The sequence below is a fragment of the Chitinophaga niabensis genome (assembly GCF_900129465.1).
In the GTDB taxonomy this organism is placed as follows: Bacteria; Bacteroidota; Bacteroidia; order Chitinophagales; family Chitinophagaceae; genus Chitinophaga; species Chitinophaga niabensis.
Genome location: NZ_FSRA01000001.1, coordinates 1803633 through 1820955 on the forward strand (window position 1 = coordinate 1803633; position 17323 = coordinate 1820955).

16 protein-coding genes are annotated in these 17323 nt (G+C 46.1%); 7 read left to right on the forward strand and 9 right to left on the reverse strand.

The features are described 5' to 3' along the window. Window positions 1-97 precede the first annotated feature (97 nt). On the reverse strand, window positions 98-610 hold the full coding sequence (locus BUR42_RS06880; RefSeq protein WP_234979619.1) for a peroxiredoxin: 513 nt from the start codon (window positions 608-610) through the stop codon (window positions 98-100). A 52-nt stretch (window positions 611-662) separates the two neighbouring features. Continuing rightward, window positions 663-1340, reverse strand: coding sequence for an outer membrane beta-barrel protein (locus tag BUR42_RS06885; RefSeq protein ID WP_074238518.1), 678 nt, complete (start codon window positions 1338-1340; stop codon window positions 663-665). 146 nt (window positions 1341-1486) lie between these two features. On the opposite strand from BUR42_RS06885, the gene pyrR reads away from it, so the two are divergent. Together pyrR and BUR42_RS06895 are read left to right on the forward strand one after the other, a co-directional pair. Continuing rightward, window positions 1487-2017, forward strand: coding sequence for a bifunctional pyr operon transcriptional regulator/uracil phosphoribosyltransferase PyrR (gene pyrR, locus BUR42_RS06890; RefSeq protein ID WP_074238519.1), 531 nt, complete (start codon window positions 1487-1489; stop codon window positions 2015-2017). A gap of 23 nt (window positions 2018-2040) precedes the next feature. Then, entirely contained in the window at window positions 2041-2976 is a 936-nt protein-coding gene (locus BUR42_RS06895) for an aspartate carbamoyltransferase catalytic subunit (RefSeq protein ID WP_074238520.1), read from the forward strand. On the opposite strand, the gene BUR42_RS06900 is transcribed toward BUR42_RS06895, so the two are convergent. Next, the gene (locus BUR42_RS06900; protein WP_074238521.1) at window positions 2973-5294 is read right to left on the reverse strand and encodes an ABC transporter permease; all 2322 of its coding nucleotides are present in this window, start codon (window positions 5292-5294) and stop codon (window positions 2973-2975) included. The genes BUR42_RS06895 and BUR42_RS06900 overlap by 4 nt on opposite strands. Window positions 5295-5435: 141 nt before the next feature. On the opposite strand from BUR42_RS06900, the gene BUR42_RS06905 reads away from it, so the two are divergent. From BUR42_RS06905 to BUR42_RS06920, 4 genes are all read left to right on the forward strand, one after another. Next, window positions 5436-5765 (forward strand): DMT family protein, encoded by a 330-nt coding sequence (locus BUR42_RS06905; protein WP_074238522.1) that lies wholly within the window; start codon window positions 5436-5438, stop codon window positions 5763-5765. A 4-nt stretch (window positions 5766-5769) separates the two neighbouring features. Further along, window positions 5770-6849, forward strand: a complete 1080-nt coding sequence (locus tag BUR42_RS06910; protein ID WP_074238523.1) for a serine hydrolase domain-containing protein — start codon at window positions 5770-5772, stop codon at window positions 6847-6849. Window positions 6850-6955: 106 nt separating this feature from the next. Next, window positions 6956-9427 (forward strand): PIG-L family deacetylase, encoded by a 2472-nt coding sequence (locus tag BUR42_RS06915; RefSeq protein WP_074238524.1) that lies wholly within the window; start codon window positions 6956-6958, stop codon window positions 9425-9427. Window positions 9428-9712: 285 nt separating this feature from the next. Further along, window positions 9713-11425: a sodium:solute symporter family protein gene (locus BUR42_RS06920; protein WP_074238525.1), complete on the forward strand. Its 1713-nt coding sequence runs from the start codon at window positions 9713-9715 to the stop codon at window positions 11423-11425. A gap of 77 nt (window positions 11426-11502) precedes the next feature. Here BUR42_RS06920 and BUR42_RS06925 read toward each other — a convergent pair whose 3' ends face one another. From BUR42_RS06925 to BUR42_RS06945, 5 genes are all read right to left on the reverse strand, one after another. After that, window positions 11503-12339: a DUF2911 domain-containing protein gene (locus BUR42_RS06925; RefSeq protein ID WP_074238526.1), complete on the reverse strand. Its 837-nt coding sequence runs from the start codon at window positions 12337-12339 to the stop codon at window positions 11503-11505. A gap of 61 nt (window positions 12340-12400) precedes the next feature. Further along, the gene (locus BUR42_RS06930) at window positions 12401-13060 is read right to left on the reverse strand and encodes a response regulator transcription factor (RefSeq protein ID WP_074238527.1); all 660 of its coding nucleotides are present in this window, start codon (window positions 13058-13060) and stop codon (window positions 12401-12403) included. Between the two features lie 13 nt (window positions 13061-13073). Continuing rightward, the gene (locus BUR42_RS06935) at window positions 13074-13874 is read right to left on the reverse strand and encodes a sensor histidine kinase (protein ID WP_074238528.1); all 801 of its coding nucleotides are present in this window, start codon (window positions 13872-13874) and stop codon (window positions 13074-13076) included. After that, complete coding sequence (locus BUR42_RS06940; protein WP_074238529.1) at window positions 13871-14518, reverse strand: hypothetical protein; 648 nt, start codon at window positions 14516-14518, stop codon at window positions 13871-13873. The genes BUR42_RS06935 and BUR42_RS06940 overlap by 4 nt, the downstream gene beginning before the upstream one ends. Before the next feature lie 38 nt (window positions 14519-14556). Next, the gene (locus tag BUR42_RS06945) at window positions 14557-14958 is read right to left on the reverse strand and encodes a hypothetical protein (protein ID WP_074238530.1); all 402 of its coding nucleotides are present in this window, start codon (window positions 14956-14958) and stop codon (window positions 14557-14559) included. Between the two features lie 449 nt (window positions 14959-15407). Between BUR42_RS06945 and BUR42_RS06950 the strand changes: the two genes are divergently transcribed. Further along, window positions 15408-16298, forward strand: coding sequence for an SAM domain-containing protein (locus BUR42_RS06950; protein ID WP_074238531.1), 891 nt, complete (start codon window positions 15408-15410; stop codon window positions 16296-16298). Between the two features lie 103 nt (window positions 16299-16401). Here BUR42_RS06950 and xerD read toward each other — a convergent pair whose 3' ends face one another. Beyond that, entirely contained in the window at window positions 16402-17298 is an 897-nt protein-coding gene (xerD, locus tag BUR42_RS06955) for a site-specific tyrosine recombinase XerD (RefSeq protein ID WP_074238532.1), read from the reverse strand. Between the last annotated feature and the right edge of the window lie 25 nt (window positions 17299-17323).

The following is a 17323-nucleotide window of genomic DNA, read 5'->3' on the forward strand; positions in this document are numbered from 1 at the left end:
TGGACGTGGTTTCTGCTTAATAGTTTAAATATACTCAAACCAGTTGCATAAAAAAAGGGCGCTCCGCAAAGAGCGCCCTTCTTATTTTCCTTGTTGATCATATCTTCTTAATAGCCGCAATAGCCTCTTCCACATGTTGCGTAGCCTGCGTCATAGAGTTGAACTGATGTACAACCGTACCATTCTTGTCCAGCACATAAGTAACACGCCCCGGCATCATCATGGTCTTAGGCACGCCAAACAACTTCCGCACTTCATTCTTCTCATCACTGAGCAAGGTAAAAGGCAGATGATATTTTTCCGCAAACTTCTTATGAGAAGCTACATTGTCTGAACTGATCCCGATCACCTGCACACCTTTATCTGTGAATTGCGCAAACGAATCCCGGAAAGAACAGGCTTCTTTTGTACATCCGGGCGTATCATCTTTCGGATAGAAGTAAATAACTGCCGGGCCTTTCGCCAATGCGGAAGACAATTTGAAATTATTCCCGTTCTGATCTTTCAATTCAAAGTCGGGTATCTTTTCGCCGTTCTTGACCTGGGATTTGGCAGCAGAACCAAATCCGAAGATTGCCAGGGTGAGGAGCATAATTTTTATGAGTTTCATGATGTTTGATATTGTAGTATCAAAGCTACAAAACAGGGATCATTCAGAAATGTTAAAACAGGAAGTTAACACCGATCCTGAAGGAATTGAAGGCAAAGAAATCATTGTTGATACCAACAAAGTGGCCGCTAGAGGTGGCTTTTTTGGTAGGGTCCAGCTCAGGCTTTACTTGTTTAGAGTGATACTCATAATTAAACAGGTTCCCCAATGTGGCTAACAGGTTAATGTTGTTCTTCAACCTGAATTGCAGCCCCGGCTCATAAAAAGCACCCAGGTTTAAAGTTTTGGCATCGGCAGGCTGGCCATCAGCTAAATGCTCGTTAGTTGCACTATAACCTACAGCCAGGCCCAGGTCGTTATACACCGAGAACCGGCTCTTTCCAATAGGAATATTGAAACGAACAAAAGGAGCAGCCACATAGCTATTGGAGCTCTGAAGATTTTTTCCGCCTGTGTGACTATAACCTAATTTAATACCGAGTGCAACATTCTCCTTTATGTAAAAGCCGAACTCAGGAGCAATGTTAAACGTATTAGTGCTGCTTCCTTCACTCACAACAAAATTAGGAGGAGTACCAGCCGGACTGGTGTTGTAAACAACTTCATTTTTGACACTGCTGAATCCCGCAGTTCCTCCGATGAAAAATTTCTTGGCAGGTGCATCCTGCGCAAATACAGTGGCGCTTGAAAATAAAGCTGTCACAAACATGGTTCCGTAAAGTTTTTTCATAAATGTAATTTTTGAAAGAATAGATTAACAGTACAAGTATAACAGGTTAACTCTTAATATAATGTTAAACTAACATACGTCTAAAGAAATCATAGTTTTTAATCTGGAGCATTAATCCTTATTTTTGGTGCTTAAACACTTTTGTTTTGAAATCTATTTTGACGGATCGGCAATTAGCTATCACTATCGACCGGCTCAGCCACCAGCTGATTGAGAACCACCTTGAATTCAAGGATACGGTACTCATTGGTTTACAACCACGGGGGATCTATTTGTCCGACAGGATCTACCATAACCTGAAAAAGCTGCTTCCCAATACCCATATTGCCTATGGCAAGCTGGATATTACCTTTTACCGGGATGACTTTAAAAGTGATAAAGGATTGCAGGCACCCAATGAAACGGATATTAATTTCTCCGTTGAAAATAAGCGGGTAGTGCTGATAGACGACGTGTTGTATACCGGCAGAACTATCCGTTCCGCCATGGACGCCATGCTTGATTTTGGCCGCCCGGCCGCCGTGGAGCTGCTTGTGCTGATAGACAGGAGGTTCAGCAGAGAGCTGCCCATCCAGTCTGATTACACCGGAAAAACCATCGATGCCATCATAACAGAACGCGTAAAGGTCCTCTGGAAAGAACGCGATGGAAAAGACGAAGTTGTGTTGATTGCCTAAACCTCTTATATTTGCACCTTAGAATGTCACTGTCTGTTAAACATCTACTAGGTATACGCGATCTGACGCGTCAGGATATAGAGCTTATTTTCCAAACGGCCGATCAGTTAAAGGAGGTTTTACAACGTCCGATCAAGAAGGTTCCCACACTTCGGGATACCACTATCGTTAATGTTTTCTTTGAGAATTCCACCCGTACCCGCATCTCTTTTGAGCTGGCGGAAAAACGGCTGGGCGCTGATGTGGTGAACTTCTCCGCATCCGGTTCTTCCGTATCCAAAGGAGAAACACTGATCGATACGGTCAACAACATCCTGTCCATGAAAGTGGATATGGTGGTAATGCGGCATTCCGCAACAGGGGCCCCTCACTTCCTGAGCAAACACATCAATGTACCCATCGTGAATGCCGGAGACGGTATCAACGAACATCCCACACAGGCATTGCTCGATGCTTTCTCTATCAGGGAAAAGCTGGGCAGCGTGGAAGGGAAAAAAGTAGCCATCTGTGGAGACATTATGCATTCCCGCGTAGCACTTTCCAATATCTACTGCCTCAAAAAACTGGGTGCAGAAGTAACCGTGGTAGGGCCTCCCACACTCATTCCAAAACACATTGCCCAGGCGCTGGACGTGAACGTGAGTTACGATATCCGCGAAGCCCTGGCCTGGTGTGATGTAGCAAACGTACTGCGCATTCAGCTGGAAAGGCAGAACATGCCTTTATTCTCTTCCTTACGCGAATACTCGCTGGCTTATGGTGTGAACCGTCAACTGCTGGACAGTCTCCAGAAAGAGATCGTGATCATGCACCCCGGCCCGATCAACAGGGGAGTAGAATTAAGCTCAGATGTGGCAGATTCCGGCCAGTCCATTATCCTGGACCAGGTGGAAAACGGCGTAGCTACAAGAATGGCGGTCTTATACCTCCTTGCCCGCAAAGAACCCGTTTTTAATTAATCATTCCGCAAACTCTCTACCGGGTTCACCCTGGCAGCACGCCAGGTTTGTGATATGATGGTGATCAATCCTACCAGCAAGAGAATACCCAGGCTGATCAGTAAGCTACCCATGCCAAAATGAATGCGTATCGCAAAGTTCTGCAGGAACAGCCGGCTCACCAGGTAACCAATAGGCAAAGCAATACATGCCGCAATCAGGATCAGCTTCAGGAAGCCCCTGGAGAGCATAACGATAATACTCCGGATACTGGCGCCCATTACCTTTCTTACACCAATTTCTTTCCTGCGTACCGCCGTGTTATAGATCACCAGCGCCAGTAATCCCATAGCAGCGATAACAATGGTCATAGCCGCCAGGAAACCCAGGAAGGATATATCATTCCAGTTTGAGCGGCCTTCATTCAGCGCTTCCTCCAGCCAGCTGATCTGCAAAGGCTGACCCGGATATAATTTATTCCATACTGCTGTGATCTGTTTATTCAGTGCCTCTTTGTTATCTGTATTCACTTTCAGGTCCAGCGTATTGTACGCAGAAGAAGGCAGGAAGGCCAGTGGAGCAATGGGCTTGCCCATATTCTCAAAATGAAAATCCTTTACGACCCCTGCTACTTCCACCTGCGTGGAATCATTCATCCAGATCTGCTGGCCAGCTTTCACTTTCAGCTTTTCCGCCGCATTTTGATTTAAAATGATCTGCTGCCCGGTGAAATTATGACCATCAATAAACTTGAGGTCCATGATGGATAAGAAAGCAGCATCTGCATGATAATAGCTCACCTGCAAAGGCTCCTGTGCCTTACTAACGGTAAGGGGCAAACGCCCGCCCTCATATCTTCCAAAATTGGCAGAAGTAACGGCTACTTTTTCTACACCGCTGATAGCACTCAATTCCTGTGTTAATAATTCCGGTTTATTACCCTGTAATTGCACCGCCACTACACGATGCGGATTAAACCCGGTATCCGCTTTCGCCATAAACGCAAACTGCTGATAGAAGGCCGAAAGGAAAACAGTGATCACCAGCGAAATGACGAATTGAAAAACCAGCAGGCTTTTCCGCAGGTTCATCCGTCCGAATACCCGGAAGGCCGGCATACTCTTCAATACCTGCACAGGGTTAAACGCAGAAAGCAGCCATGCAGGAAGGCCGCCCGCCATCAAACCCGTAAAGACCCCAAAAACCAGGAACACCAGGATCAAACGCCAGCTGGCATTCACGGCATGTACGTTCTCATACCCACTGTTGAAAAGGTTAAAACGTGCCATCAGCATCAGTAACAGGTAGGCAAACCCCAATGCGAAAAGAGAAATAGCAATCGCTTCAAAGATATACTGGCCAAAGATCTGTTTACGGGTAGCACCAGACACCTTACGGATCCCGATCTCCTTTGCCCTTGTTAAAGAGCGGGCAATAGACAGGTTGGTATAATTGAAGCAGGCAGATATCAGGATGATAAGCATAATACCCAGCGCGCCCATGTGTTTGGCCCAGGTACCGCCGTTGTGCATATTGTTATAGGTTTCTTCCCATGCAGGCGTAATGCTGCCCAGCGATTGCAGCTGGAAATGCATGCTGCCTTTTGCATCTTTATCATATAGCGAAGAGGCAATCCGTTCCAGCTCGCTCTTTATAGCACTTTTACTTACATGCTCTTTCAGCAGCACATAAGTATATGCCTTACCAGGGTCCCAGGTTTGACCTGCTTTATCAACGCTGCTGGCAGAACCATATGCATCAAAAGCAATGTGCGACTTTTCAGGTGTTGGTTTTAGTACACCCGTCACCTGGTAACTGCTGCCATCCTCTAAGGAAATGATCTTACCCATAGGGTCCACGGAACCAAAGAAACGGGTAGCCGTTTCATCACTTAATACGATACTGTTGGGCAACTGTAATGCCGTGGCAGTATTGCCTTTTGCCAGTTCAAATCCGAATACTTTAAAGAAAGAAGGCTCCGTATATGCACCGTTTAACCCCATTGTCTTGGAGCCATCCGTAACCTTACCATTCAGTGCAGGATACAAACGCACAGCATCTTCCGCCAGGTTGTTATTACCAAGCAGTGTTTCCCGCAACGGCAGGGGAGTACTGGCTAATTTCCAGCTGTTCCCTTCCGGGTTCCGCATTTCCGTTAAAATACGGTAAGTACGCTCCGGATGCGGATGGAAATTATCATAGTTCATTTCCTTACTGATACCGATGATAACGTTCATGCATATACTCATACTCAGCGCCAGGCCGAATATATTAATGAAGGTGAACAGTTTGTGCCGGATGATATTCCGGTAGGCAGTTAGCAGGTAGTTGCGGATCATGCACGTAAATTTACAAAGTGAATGCCAGAGAAGGGAGGTCCATTAACTGAAAGACATATAGATGTATATTATTTACCAAGTGTTCGATAATGATCATTTGATGTTCGGTGGAGAACAACAAAAAATGATTAGTTTAGCTGTATGCGTACGATTTTATTACTGCTCGTCTCCAATGTATTTATGACCTTTGCCTGGTACGGTCATTTAAAACATACAGGTGTGCCTTTATGGAAAGTGGTATTGATCAGTTGGGGTATCGCTTTTTTTGAATACTGCTTCATGGTGCCGGCTAACCGTTTAGGTTATATGGAAGGATTTAACGGCTTCCAGTTAAAGATGGTCCAGGAAGTGATCACCCTCACCGTCTTTTGCGTATTTGCCATCTTTTTCCTGAAAGAGCCCCTGCGCTGGAATTACCTGGTATCCTTTTCTCTTTTATTAGGGGCTGTATATTTTATGTTTAAGAAATAGACCTATGAAAAATATCCTTCTTACAGGGCTCTCTTCCCTGTTCACTTTATTATGCTTTGCCCAGGCAACAGATAATCCGCTTAAAAATCCACAGGATCAGTTAGTAGACACACTCGTGCGTGCTGCTTTTACAAGGGGTGAAGCTGTTGGAATGGTAGTAGGCCTCATAAAGAACGGCCAGGTATCCATATATAGTTATGGTGAAACGGTGAAAGGCAATAACATATTACCGAATGAAAAGACCGTGTATGAAATAGGTTCAGTATCTAAAACATTCACCGGTACATTATTGGCCCTGCAGGTGATCCGCGGAAAAATAAAACTGGATGATCCCATTGGTAAATACCTGCCGGATTCGGTTCCGCAGCCTGTCTTTGATGGCGTGCCGGTTACCATGGTGTCCCTGAGCAATCACTCCTCAGGATTCCCGCGTTTAGCCACCAATATGTTCAAAGACGCTGTTGACATACGCAACCCTTACGCACAGTTTACCAACGATAACCTCTTCCACTTTGTAAAGAACTTAAAGCTGCAAAGGAAAGCGGGAGATAAGTACGAGTATTCCAATGTGGGCACAGGCCTGCTGGGTGTACTGCTGGCCCGCAATGCAAAAACCACTTATGCTGCTTTACTGGAAAGGGAGATCACGCTGCCCTTGCAAATGAAAGATACCAAAGTGCAACTCACGGAATCCATGAAAAGCCGGTTTATCCAGGGATATACTAAAGAATTGCAGTTACAGGGCCCCTGGGATTTTCAGGACATTGCAGGAATGGGCGGTATCCGTTCTACGATGCACGATATGCTCATCTATGCGCGCGCAAATATGAGCAAACAGCCCACTGTACTGGAAAAAGCCATGGTGTTGACACATCAGCAGACCTTTTCCGGCGCAAATATCGTGGGCCTCAACTGGCTGCTCTTCAGCAAAGATGGTAAGAACTGGGTAACACATACCGGGCAGACCGGTGGATATCATTCCTTTATAGCAGTAGAGCCGGAATCAGGCACAGCGATCGTGGTACTCTCCAATATTTCCGCAGAGAACCGTGTAGGCACAGCCCTGATGTTACGGCCATGGTAACACCACCGGCTCTGCAAATTAACAGCCCGTTAAATCCACAAGCGGTACACCGTTCACCGGATTTATGATTATTTTTGACAACTTGACAAAATCAGGTAACTATTTCATGTTAAATATCCGCAACTTTATTTGGCTGACATGCGTACTGCTGTCAGGTTCATTCAGCACATTTGCACAAACAGCTCCGGCATGGAATGCCGCTGAGATAAAGCTACAGCTTAAGAAACTCTCCACGCTCGGAAGCGTATTATATATTGCCGCACACCCGGATGATGAGAATACCAAACTCCTGGGCTTCCTGTCCAAAGAAAGCCTCTACCGCACAGGGTATCTTTCCCTCACCAGGGGAGACGGTGGCCAGAACCTGATCGGCAACGAACAGGCTGAGCAATTAGGACTGATCCGCACCCAGGAATTACTCGCCGCCCGCCGTATAGATGGAGCAGAACAATTCTTCACCCGTGCCAACGACTTCGGCTTCTCCAAGAACCAGCAGGAAACCTTCACCATCTGGGACCGCAAAAAGGTCCTGGGAGATGTAGTATGGGTGATCCGCAATTTCCAGCCGGATGTGATCATCTGCCGTTTCCCTGCTGACAGCCGCGCCGGTCACGGACATCACACTGCTTCGGCAGTACTGGCAGCAGAAGCATTTGAAGCCGCCGCAGATCCAAAACAATACCCTGAGCAACTAACGAAAGTAAAAGTATGGCAGGCCAAACGCCTCTTCTGGAATACCTTCAACTTCGGTGGCAACAACACCACCTCGGAAGATCAGTTCAAAATGGACCTCGGCGCTTACAATCCATTGCTTGGAAAAGGCTTTGGTGAAATAGCCGCTGAAAGCCGCTCCCAGCACAAGAGCCAGGGATTCGGCGTACCTTCTTCCAGGGGTACTTCCTTAGAATATTTTGAAACCATCAAGGGCGACAAACCCAAAACCAGCCTGATGGAAGGTGTTAAAACTGACTGGCTGCGGTTAAACGAAACCGGCATCCAGGAACTGGTGGCAAACACTACCAAAAGCTACAACCCGGAAGACCCATCTGCTTCTATCCCGCAACTGATACAGATCCGTAAAAAGATCCAGGCATTACCGGATGGATATTGGAAAACATTAAAACTGAAAGAAACAGATAAACTGATCCTGGCCTGCGCAGGTTTCTGGGCAGAGGCTTTCAGTACCTCAGCAGAAGTAGTGCCCGGAGAAACAATGGGCAGCAACCTGCAACTGATCAACCGCAGTAATGCAGCCGTAACACTGGAAAAGATCAGGATCAATGGAAAGGATACCGTGCTGCAGCAAGCCCTGGCATTTAATAAGTTCACCACCTTCCAGAAAACGTTAACAGTCCCCGCAGCAACAAATATCTCACAACCATACTGGTTACAGGAACCGCATCCCATCGGCACTTACATGATCAAAGACCCGATGATGATAGGTTACCCTGAAAATATTCCTTCCCTCAGCGCCATTTTCTATTTAAAGATTGAAGGTGAAGTGATCGCCGTGGAAAGACCTTTCATCTATAAATACACCGATCCCGTAAAAGGAGAGATCTACCGCCCGCTGGTAATTGCGCCACCCGTGATCGCATCACTCAGCAACCAGGTATTTGTATTTACCAAAGCAGAACCACAGGCTGTTCCGGTGAAGGTCCATTCCATGAAGAACAATGTAAGCGGCAACGTGAGCCTGCAATTGCCCGCAGGGTTCAAAGCAGACAAAACGTCCATTCCCTACAACCTTTCAGGAAAAGGAGATGAAACAGAAGTAGTATTCCACGTGTCGCCTGTAAAAGTGAATGGCCAGAACATTGTAGATACCATGACGGTAGCAGTGTCCACTAACGGCCAGGAGTACACGTACAGCATGACCATCATCGAATACGATCATATCCCTTCCATCACCATCTTTCCCGCAGCCAGCGCAAGGCTTGTAACAGTGAACCTGAAATACAATGGCCGCAAGCTCGGTTACATTCCGGGAGCAGGAGATAAGGTGGCAGAATCACTGCGCCAGGTAGGATATGAAGTAAGCCTGCTCGGAGAGAAAGAGATCATGCAGGGAGACCTTGCTCAATTCGATGCCATCATCACCGGCGTACGAGCTTACAATACACAGGACCGCCTCCGTTACTGGCAACCCCGCTTGCTGGATTACGTAAAGAATGGCGGCACACTGCTCATCCAATACAACGTAAGCGGCAACCTGGCCACAGATCAACTGGGCCCTTTCCCGTTCAGCCTTTCGCGGGACAGAACAACCAACGAGGCAGCCCCCGTAAAGTTCCTCCTGCCACAGGATAAAGTATTCACCTATCCTAACGAGATCGGGCAACGTGATTTTGATGGATGGGTGCAGGAGCGTGGATTGTATTTCCCTGCTAATGTGAACAGTGAATACCTGAAACCATTTGAAATGAATGATCCCGGCGAACGCTCACTGGATGGATCAACTATTATAGCCAACTACGGTAAAGGCAAATACGTATATACCGGCTTAGCCTTCTTCCGTCAATTGCCTGCCGGCGTTCCCGGTGCATACCGTTTATTCGTGAACATGATATCGAAATAGTTATGAGTAGCAAACAGGATTTCACCCGCTTTAGACTGTCCGCCCTTTTTTGCATAGGCTTAGGACTGCTGTTAGGTTTTTTGATGAAACGCGTACACATCGGATTACTGATCGGCCTGGCATTAGGATTGCTCAGCGGGGCTTTTTTATCTAAAAGAAATTGATCATGACTGAACCAAACGAGAAACCACCTTTATTTCCACGCTGGTCCACCTGGTATTTGCTGGTGGCAGTCTGGCTTGTTTCACTGATCATTTTATTCTACGTGTTCACCAAAACATATTCATGAGTTTTCAGGACTGGATCGTACTAATTTTCACGTTAACTGCTATTATCCTGTACGGGGTTTGGAAAAGCCGCGGGCAAAGGGATATGGACAGCTACTTCCTGGGAAACCGCACCATGCCCTGGTATATTGTGCTGCTGTCCATCATCGGCACACAGGCCAGTGCTATCACTTTCCTTTCTGCACCCGGGCAGGCTTATGCTGACGGGATGCGCTTCGTGCAATATTACTTTGGGCTGCCGCTGGCCATGATCGTGATCTGTATTGTATTCGTTCCTATCTTTCACAGGCTGAAAGTATTTACCGCATACGAATTCCTGGAACAGCGTTTTGATCTGAAAACACGTACCCTCACTTCTTTCCTGTTCCTCGTACAACGCGGGCTATCTACCGGTATCAGCATTTATGCACCTTCTATTATCCTTTCCTCCTTACTCGGCTGGAATATCTATTATACCAATATCGTAATGGGCGGCATGCTCATTATCTATACAATGTACGGCGGTACCAAAGCAGTGTCCTACACCCAATCCCTGCAAATGGTGATCATCTTCACGGGCATGTTCCTGGCTGGCTGGATGGTGGTGAAACTATTACCGGAGAACATCGGTTTTTCCGAAGCATTACATGTATCCGGTAAGATGGGGAAGCTCAATGTAATTGTGACCGACTTCAACCTGAAAGACCGGTATAACATCTGGAGTGGTGTAATAGGAGGGTTCTTCCTGGCACTCTCTTATTTTGGAACAGACCAAAGCCAGGTGGGCCGTTACCTCACTGCCAAAACCTTAACAGAAAGCCGCGTGAGCCTGCTCATGAATGGCCTCGTGAAAGTACCCATGCAATTCCTCATCATGCTGATAGGTGCATTGGTCTTTGTTTTCTATCTCTATTTCAGAGCGCCTATCACTTTCAACAAAGGAGAGCTGGACAGGGTGCACAATACAAAATATGCCCCTTTAATGGCTGAGCAGGAAGCGAGATACGATTCCCTGTTCAATGTAAAACAGGCGCATGTTAAAGCCCTGGCGGCTGCGATGGAAAAGAAGGATGAACCGGAAATAAGGACCGTACAGGTGTTGTTGAAAGACGCAGATACCTTATCCATGAAAACAAGGGATTCCGCCCGGAAGATCATCCGTACGGCACTTCCCGGTGCAGAAGGGAACGATACCAATTACATCTTCCTGCATTTCGTGGTGAACAATCTCCCTAAAGGATTAGTGGGTTTACTGATCGCTATCATTTTCCTGGCTTCCTGGGGAAGTATTGCAGCAGCTATCAATTCACTGGCTTCCACTTCCATGGTGGATATCTATAAACGGATGATCAACCCGGCCTGCACAGATGAAGAGAACCTGCGCATGTCCAAATACGTAACGCTGGGCTGGGGAATATTCTGCATAGCCGTAGCACAGTTCGCTACCAACCTGGGCAGTTTAATAGAAGCTGTAAATATCCTGGGTTCCCTGTTCTATGGTACTATCCTGGGGATCTTTGTAGTGGCCTTTATGATGAAAAAGATCAGGGGGAACGCAGCTTTCTGGGGAGCCGTGATAGCGGAAATAGGCGTGGTGGCCATCTGGTTGATGGATGTGATCTCTTTCCTTTGGCTGAACGTGATAGGATGTGTGTTTGTAATGCTCTTTGCCTGGTTGTGGCAATTGATTGCACCACAAAAAAAGAGGCTGATCGCAGACCAGCCCCTGTAATAAATTGAAATTATAAAACCGCTTTCTCATTCCATGCAATATAATCAGCCCAGCTGCTTTTAATTGCAGGATGCAGATCACAAACCAGCGATCAGCTTCTCATTCAACGCAACATAATCAGCATTGTTAGCTGCTTTTGCCAGTTCAATAGACTGCTGTGCAGTAGCTTTTGCACCGGCTTTATCACCCAGTCTTGCCTGGATCTTTGCTTTCAGGTGAAATACCCAGAAAGCTTTTGCATCTTCCTTCGTAGCCATATCAGCCCAGGTCAGTGCCTGCTTCAGGTCTTTACCTGATTCATAATAATACATGGCAGCGCTGAAATAAGGTTTCTTCTCGGCGGTTTTCATGGCATTATCGATCTGTGCCATTACTTTGCCATCAATGTCTGCCGTGATCTCAATGGGTACCATGGTCTTTTCCCAAAGCAGCATCATCGTCATGGCAGTTGGACGAACATTCTCAAAAGAGATCATGAACGATTCTACATTAAAAGGCAGATCATGTGATTCCGTCTGGAAACGCAGCACATCCTCTTCTTTTTTGTAGCCATCAACGCCCCAGTTCTTCAGGCCTTTGTTAAGTACAATTTCCCAGCCATTCCTGGAAGGAACCGTATATAGTGCATACTCGCCTGCAGCTACCGGTTGTCCGTTCAGTTTAACATCTTCGCCAAAAGTGATCTTGGTAGCGTTGTTAGCGCCGGTACGCCATAATTTGTCGTACGGCACCAGGTCGCCCATTACGGTACGGCCTTTAGCCAGCGGGCGGGAATAAGTAACTTCCACAGCAGACAGCGCAAATTGTTGTTTGATGGTTTGAGTAGGACTTGGCGCCGGCATTTTTATACCCTGGGCCATAGAAGCAGACGCCGCTACCAGGCATACTGCTACAGCAGATAGAAATTGTTTCATAGTGTGTTATTTGGTGGTAAGAATTCTCCGCGAAAATAGGAAAGAAAACAACACAGCTGAACTATTCTATTAATCCATTACGGAATGCATACAATACCAGGCCTACTGTATTCTTTACGTTAAGTTTTTCCAGCAGTTTCTGGCGAAGGCCTTCCACCGTACGTGGGCTCAGGAAGATCTTCTCGGATATTTCCTGTGTGGTGAACTCATTGCAAATGAGCTTCAGTACTTCCAGCTCCCGGTCGCTGAGCTGTACCTCGTTCTTGAAAGTAGGTTTGAATTGCTGCTTGTTCTTGTGAAGTACTTTTTTAAGCAGCGCCAGGTTTACGTTCTCATTGAAGTAAAACCCTTTATCGAAAGTAGTGCAGATAGCTTCGTAGATCTCTTCCGGTTCACTGTTCTTGAGCAGATAGGCATTGGCGCCATTCTCTACCAGGTGTACGATAAAATTATCGTCCTCATACATGGTGAGGATGATCACCTTTACATGGGGATACTTTTCCCTTACTTTGATCGTGGCCTGGATGCCATCCATTTTAGGCATCTTCAGGTCCATCAGAATTACATCAGGCTGTTGCTGCTGCATGATCTCCAGCAGGTGTTCTCCGTCTTCCGCTTCAAATACCACGCTGATATTCTCATAGGGCGTGAGCGTATTGATCACACCACTACGAAATATTTTATGGTCGTCCGCAATAGCGACTTTGATAGGCGGTTGCATAAAGAGTATAAGTTTAACTGACTAAAACAGGCTGATAGTTATCCACCCTGATCTCGGCAATAGTGCCTTTGGGTGAATTATTTGCAAAATTGATATTTCCCCCGATAATATTCAAGCGACTTTCAATATTTTTCAGACCTAAATGTCCTGTTTTTTTGCTGAATTCCGCGAGGTCCGCTACTAATTTGCCGTTTCCGTCATCAACAACGCGAACGGTGAGCAGGTTGGGAGAGCTTTCGTAAGTGATCTGAACATGATGCGCCTCTGCATGTTTGAGGATATTATTGATCAGTTCCTGCACAACCCTGTACACATTCAGGGCTTTTTCCCGGTCTACGGGGTAAGTTGTACCGTCCGTACTGAAAGCGATCAGGATCTGTTTATTCTTGTTCATCAGGCTGGAGAAAGAATCCAGCGCATGACTAAGGCCAAAATTTTCGAGGGTAGTAGGGTGGAGGCTTTGGGAGATGAAGCGCAGTTGTTGTATGATGGTATCTGTAAATTCCTTGGTTTCCTTGATCCGTTCTACTTCTCCATTGCTGGCCAGCTGCTGAAGATGGTTCAGGTTGAGCTTCAGAACAGATAACTGCGCGCCCACTTCATCGTGAAGGTCTTCCGCTATCCGTTTACGCTCAATTTCCTGCCCCTGTAATACGGCAACAAGCCTTTCTTTCTGGAGTTGAAGGTCCTTATCCTTCAGCTTCAGTTTATACTGAACTACCTGCTTTTGCTGTAATACAACCATTACCACAACAAAAATACCAAGGCTCAGCATAACAATGGTGCCTATCAATATTAATTGCAGCGTGTTCATCTTCTGACTCCTTTAACTTTTAAGAGTCCAATATAGAAAAGAATTGCCTGAATTACACCTCCCGTCCATGTTAAAGACGCTGTGATCCTGAAAATAGAGAGCAGTTTATCGTCAGGCGTGCCGCCCCGCTGAAGAAAATTAAAACAGAGGTCGAGGGGGAAAGAACAGCATAAACTCACAAAAAGACCGGCATTGAACCAGAAAGCAGGAAGCGTATTAATATAGATGGATTGTTCTATCAGGCTTTCGTCCCTCATCAGCTGAAGGAAGAATATAACGCCGTAAATGATCAGCACAAAAGTTCTGAAAGAGATAAAAATGGAGTTGAAAAGCAGGGGGCCTTCCAGGAAAGTGAAGTCTACCGCAAAAAGAGCAACGGCAGCCGCCAGCATTACCTGTAATATCTTTTTGGCTTTGGGATGTTTTAGAACATGGATGTAGAACAGCGTTAAAATGAAGAACTGCACCAGGAACATCACCGCAGTAAAAGCCATGTTGTTATGGTAGATCCTCGCGATAATATCAGCAACCACACCTGTAAAGGCATTGGAGATAGCATAGGCAAAGATCACCCGCTGCTCCTTGTTGAGGAGCCGGTAATGTAAAAAGAAGGGGATCAGAAGTAGTACTTCGATCCCCACCATGAAATAAAAAATATAATGATGAAGATGCATCTAGTTATTTATCCGTTATCGTCTTCTTTATCTGAATTCAGGGGATTGGACTTGGGGCAATCAAAAGGACAATAAGTATCGGTAGCCAGGATGTCATCCGCAGGCTGATCCTTAGCGAATTGATTTTCGGCAGAAGGCAGGATGTCGTTACCGTCAGCATCTACTGCTACCAGCACAAATTTCTTATCGCGTTTGCCATCCCCATCAATGTCCAGTCCATAATAGATACGGAGACCGGTGGCTTTGTCCTTGTTTAATAATTCATTGATCTTGTTCAGACCAAAAAAACCTGCTAGAAGCGGATCTTTGTGTTTTTTACGATCTACCTGATCGATCCGGTAAGCTTGTGTTAGCTTGGCGCCTTTTATCAGGGAAATAAACTTCCCGGCGTCTTTGTTAAAATTAGACATGCGTGTCAATTTAAGCTGTGAAAAAAAGTTATCGGCATTAAAATTATTACAAATTCTCATTTATCATACTTCCCTGGTTACAACGGAACGCGCCCAAAAGGGCATTGAAAATCAATCGGAATCTTTACTGCTGCGGTTCTTCACTGCTGGTCAGCTACCCAATGGGTAGCCTGAATGCGTGGTTTCCCCCTCAAAATGCGTATTTCTACGCATTCCGTATTTATAGGGTCTTAACGCTTGACTGCAATACTATTCTTTTCAAACTTTGTAGCGTGAAAAGGGCAAAAAGGAGGGTTGTTGAAACCGTGTTAATTCCAAAAATTTTACACGCACTCGGGCCTTTCTACCAATGTTTGTTTCGTTAGTATGCAGAGGGTCGGCTGGTTACCCTGAAACCAGCAAACGAAAACTGGTTACCCCCAAAATTGAAGAACCAAAATGTCGTCGCTATGAGTTATCTATTAATTGGAAACATCTCTGCGTTGATCAGTGAAGAATGTATTGAACCCTTAGCAAACGCGCGGATCCGGATCTATTTACCGGTTGCTGAATACAACAGTGAAGACCTGGCGCGCGGCATTTTTAAAGATCTCCGGCAGCTGTCTGAAAGGGATGTGCAAGCCAAAGCAGAACGCCTGTTGGCCGAATCGAAACTGGATGAAAGAGGAAATTTCAGCCTTGGCTGGGAAGACCTTCACCTGTTCACCGAACCGCTGGAAATGGATATTTGTCTTAACAGCGTACCCGGCAAACAGAGCAGCGGCCAACAGGACTGGATCCAGTACCACCTGAGCACCTTTGTGCCGCACTGGAAAAGATCTAAAGAGAAGTACCTCGCAGCCTTCGCCTACGTGGTACCTTCTGACATGTGGAGCAGGATCCGCGAAGATTTTGGAGCCTGGGTGATCACTGGAATGGTGAAACACAACGAGACCTACGAAGGGCTCGGTACTTATAGAGTCGAAGCTTATAACGCACACAACGATAAATTGCTGGGCTGGTGCCTGAGCAATGAATGTGGCAGGTATAAACTGAACTTTTCAAGAAAGGACATTAGTGGCAGCAGGTTGCTGTATATTATAAAGGACGATAAAACAGGTTATAACCAGGGACCTGATGTTTATTTTAAGGTGTATGACCAGAACCAGCTGATCTGGAGTGAAAGTAAAGATATGGCCTTACAGCCTGAGCGGCGGCATATACCACCTTGTACAAAATTGAATCTTTTCATTAAACCTCCGGGAAGTGAAAAGAAAGCAGCAAGGCTTACCGGTTGGTTCAATGATTTTATCAGTAATACCAAAACAAAAAGTCATTATAAAGACCTCTACGTCATGTAGGTCTTCGCCCAATGTTGGAAGCCCCAATATCTACAAAACAGCTACCTACCCTCAGCCAAGCCTCCAACGGTAGCTGTTTTTTTCTTCCCTATAGCTTAAGACATTAAAAACCTGGATGGTAATGCTGGAGCGTGTCGCGGAGGTACTGCCTGTCTAAATGCGTGTAGATCTCGGTAGTAGTGATGCTTTCATGCCCCAGCATCGCCTGTACCGCCCTCAGATCAGCCCCGTTTTCTACAAGATGTGTGGCAAATGAATGGCGGAAGGTATGTGGCGAGATGGTTTTATGAATATCTGCCCGGGCGGCCAGTTCCTTTATAATAAGGAAGATCATCACCCGGCTGAGCGCACTGCCCCTCCGGTTCAGGAAAAGGATATCTTCCTGGCCCTTTTTAGGCAGCATCCCTTTTCTCGTTTCATTATAATATAACCGGATATACTTAATGGCAGATTCCCCGATCGGTATCAGCCGCTCTTTATCACCCTTTCCTATTACCCGGATATACTCCTCTTCAAAATGAAGTTGAGAGATCTTCAGAGACACCACCTCACTGACCCGTAATCCACAACTGTACATGATTTCCAGGATAGCCTTATTACGGTGGCCCTCAGGTTTGCTGAGGTCTATCTGGCTGATCATACTTTCTATCTCATTAAAACTTAAAAAGTCAGGAAGCTTGCGGCGTGTTTTGGGCGCTTCCAGTAACTGCGTAGGATCTTCCCTGATCATATCCTGGCTCAGCATGAACCTGAAAAAAGCTTTGATCCCCGAAATGATCCTCGCCTGGGAAGCAGGCGTCATCCCCAAAGAAGCAATCCATTGGGCACAGGCCTGAAGGTCATCCAGCGTAATGCTCCCGGGTGATACCGGCTTGTTCACTGCCACCAGGTATTCTGTCAACCGTTGTATATCCCGCACGTAAGCCTCGATCGTATTCTTCTCCAGGTACCGTTCCGTTTTCAAATAAATAGAAAAGCCCTTAATGTTGGATTCCCACATACCCTAAAAGTACAGAATAAATATA

Coding starts and splice junctions, on each gene's coding strand:
- BUR42_RS06895 (WP_074238520.1), top strand. CDS start 2,041: ATGTCACTGTCTGTTAAACATCTACTAGGTATACGCGATCTGACGCGT.
- BUR42_RS06915 (WP_074238524.1), top strand. CDS start 6,956: ATGTTAAATATCCGCAACTTTATTTGGCTGACATGCGTACTGCTGTCA.
- BUR42_RS06880 (WP_234979619.1), bottom strand. CDS start 610: ATGAAACTCATAAAAATTATGCTCCTCACCCTGGCAATCTTCGGATTT.
- BUR42_RS06945 (WP_074238530.1), bottom strand. CDS start 14,958: ATGTCTAATTTTAACAAAGACGCCGGGAAGTTTATTTCCCTGATAAAA.
- BUR42_RS06950 (WP_074238531.1), top strand. CDS start 15,408: ATGAGTTATCTATTAATTGGAAACATCTCTGCGTTGATCAGTGAAGAA.
- BUR42_RS06905 (WP_074238522.1), top strand. CDS start 5,436: ATGCGTACGATTTTATTACTGCTCGTCTCCAATGTATTTATGACCTTT.
- BUR42_RS06900 (WP_074238521.1), bottom strand. CDS start 5,294: ATGATCCGCAACTACCTGCTAACTGCCTACCGGAATATCATCCGGCAC.
- BUR42_RS06925 (WP_074238526.1), bottom strand. CDS start 12,339: ATGAAACAATTTCTATCTGCTGTAGCAGTATGCCTGGTAGCGGCGTCT.
- xerD (WP_074238532.1), bottom strand. CDS start 17,298: ATGTGGGAATCCAACATTAAGGGCTTTTCTATTTATTTGAAAACGGAA.
- BUR42_RS06920 (WP_074238525.1), top strand. CDS start 9,713: ATGAGTTTTCAGGACTGGATCGTACTAATTTTCACGTTAACTGCTATT.
- BUR42_RS06910 (WP_074238523.1), top strand. CDS start 5,770: ATGAAAAATATCCTTCTTACAGGGCTCTCTTCCCTGTTCACTTTATTA.
- BUR42_RS06940 (WP_074238529.1), bottom strand. CDS start 14,518: ATGGTGGGGATCGAAGTACTACTTCTGATCCCCTTCTTTTTACATTAC.
- BUR42_RS06885 (WP_074238518.1), bottom strand. CDS start 1,340: ATGAAAAAACTTTACGGAACCATGTTTGTGACAGCTTTATTTTCAAGC.
- BUR42_RS06930 (WP_074238527.1), bottom strand. CDS start 13,060: ATGCAACCGCCTATCAAAGTCGCTATTGCGGACGACCATAAAATATTT.
- BUR42_RS06935 (WP_074238528.1), bottom strand. CDS start 13,874: ATGAACACGCTGCAATTAATATTGATAGGCACCATTGTTATGCTGAGC.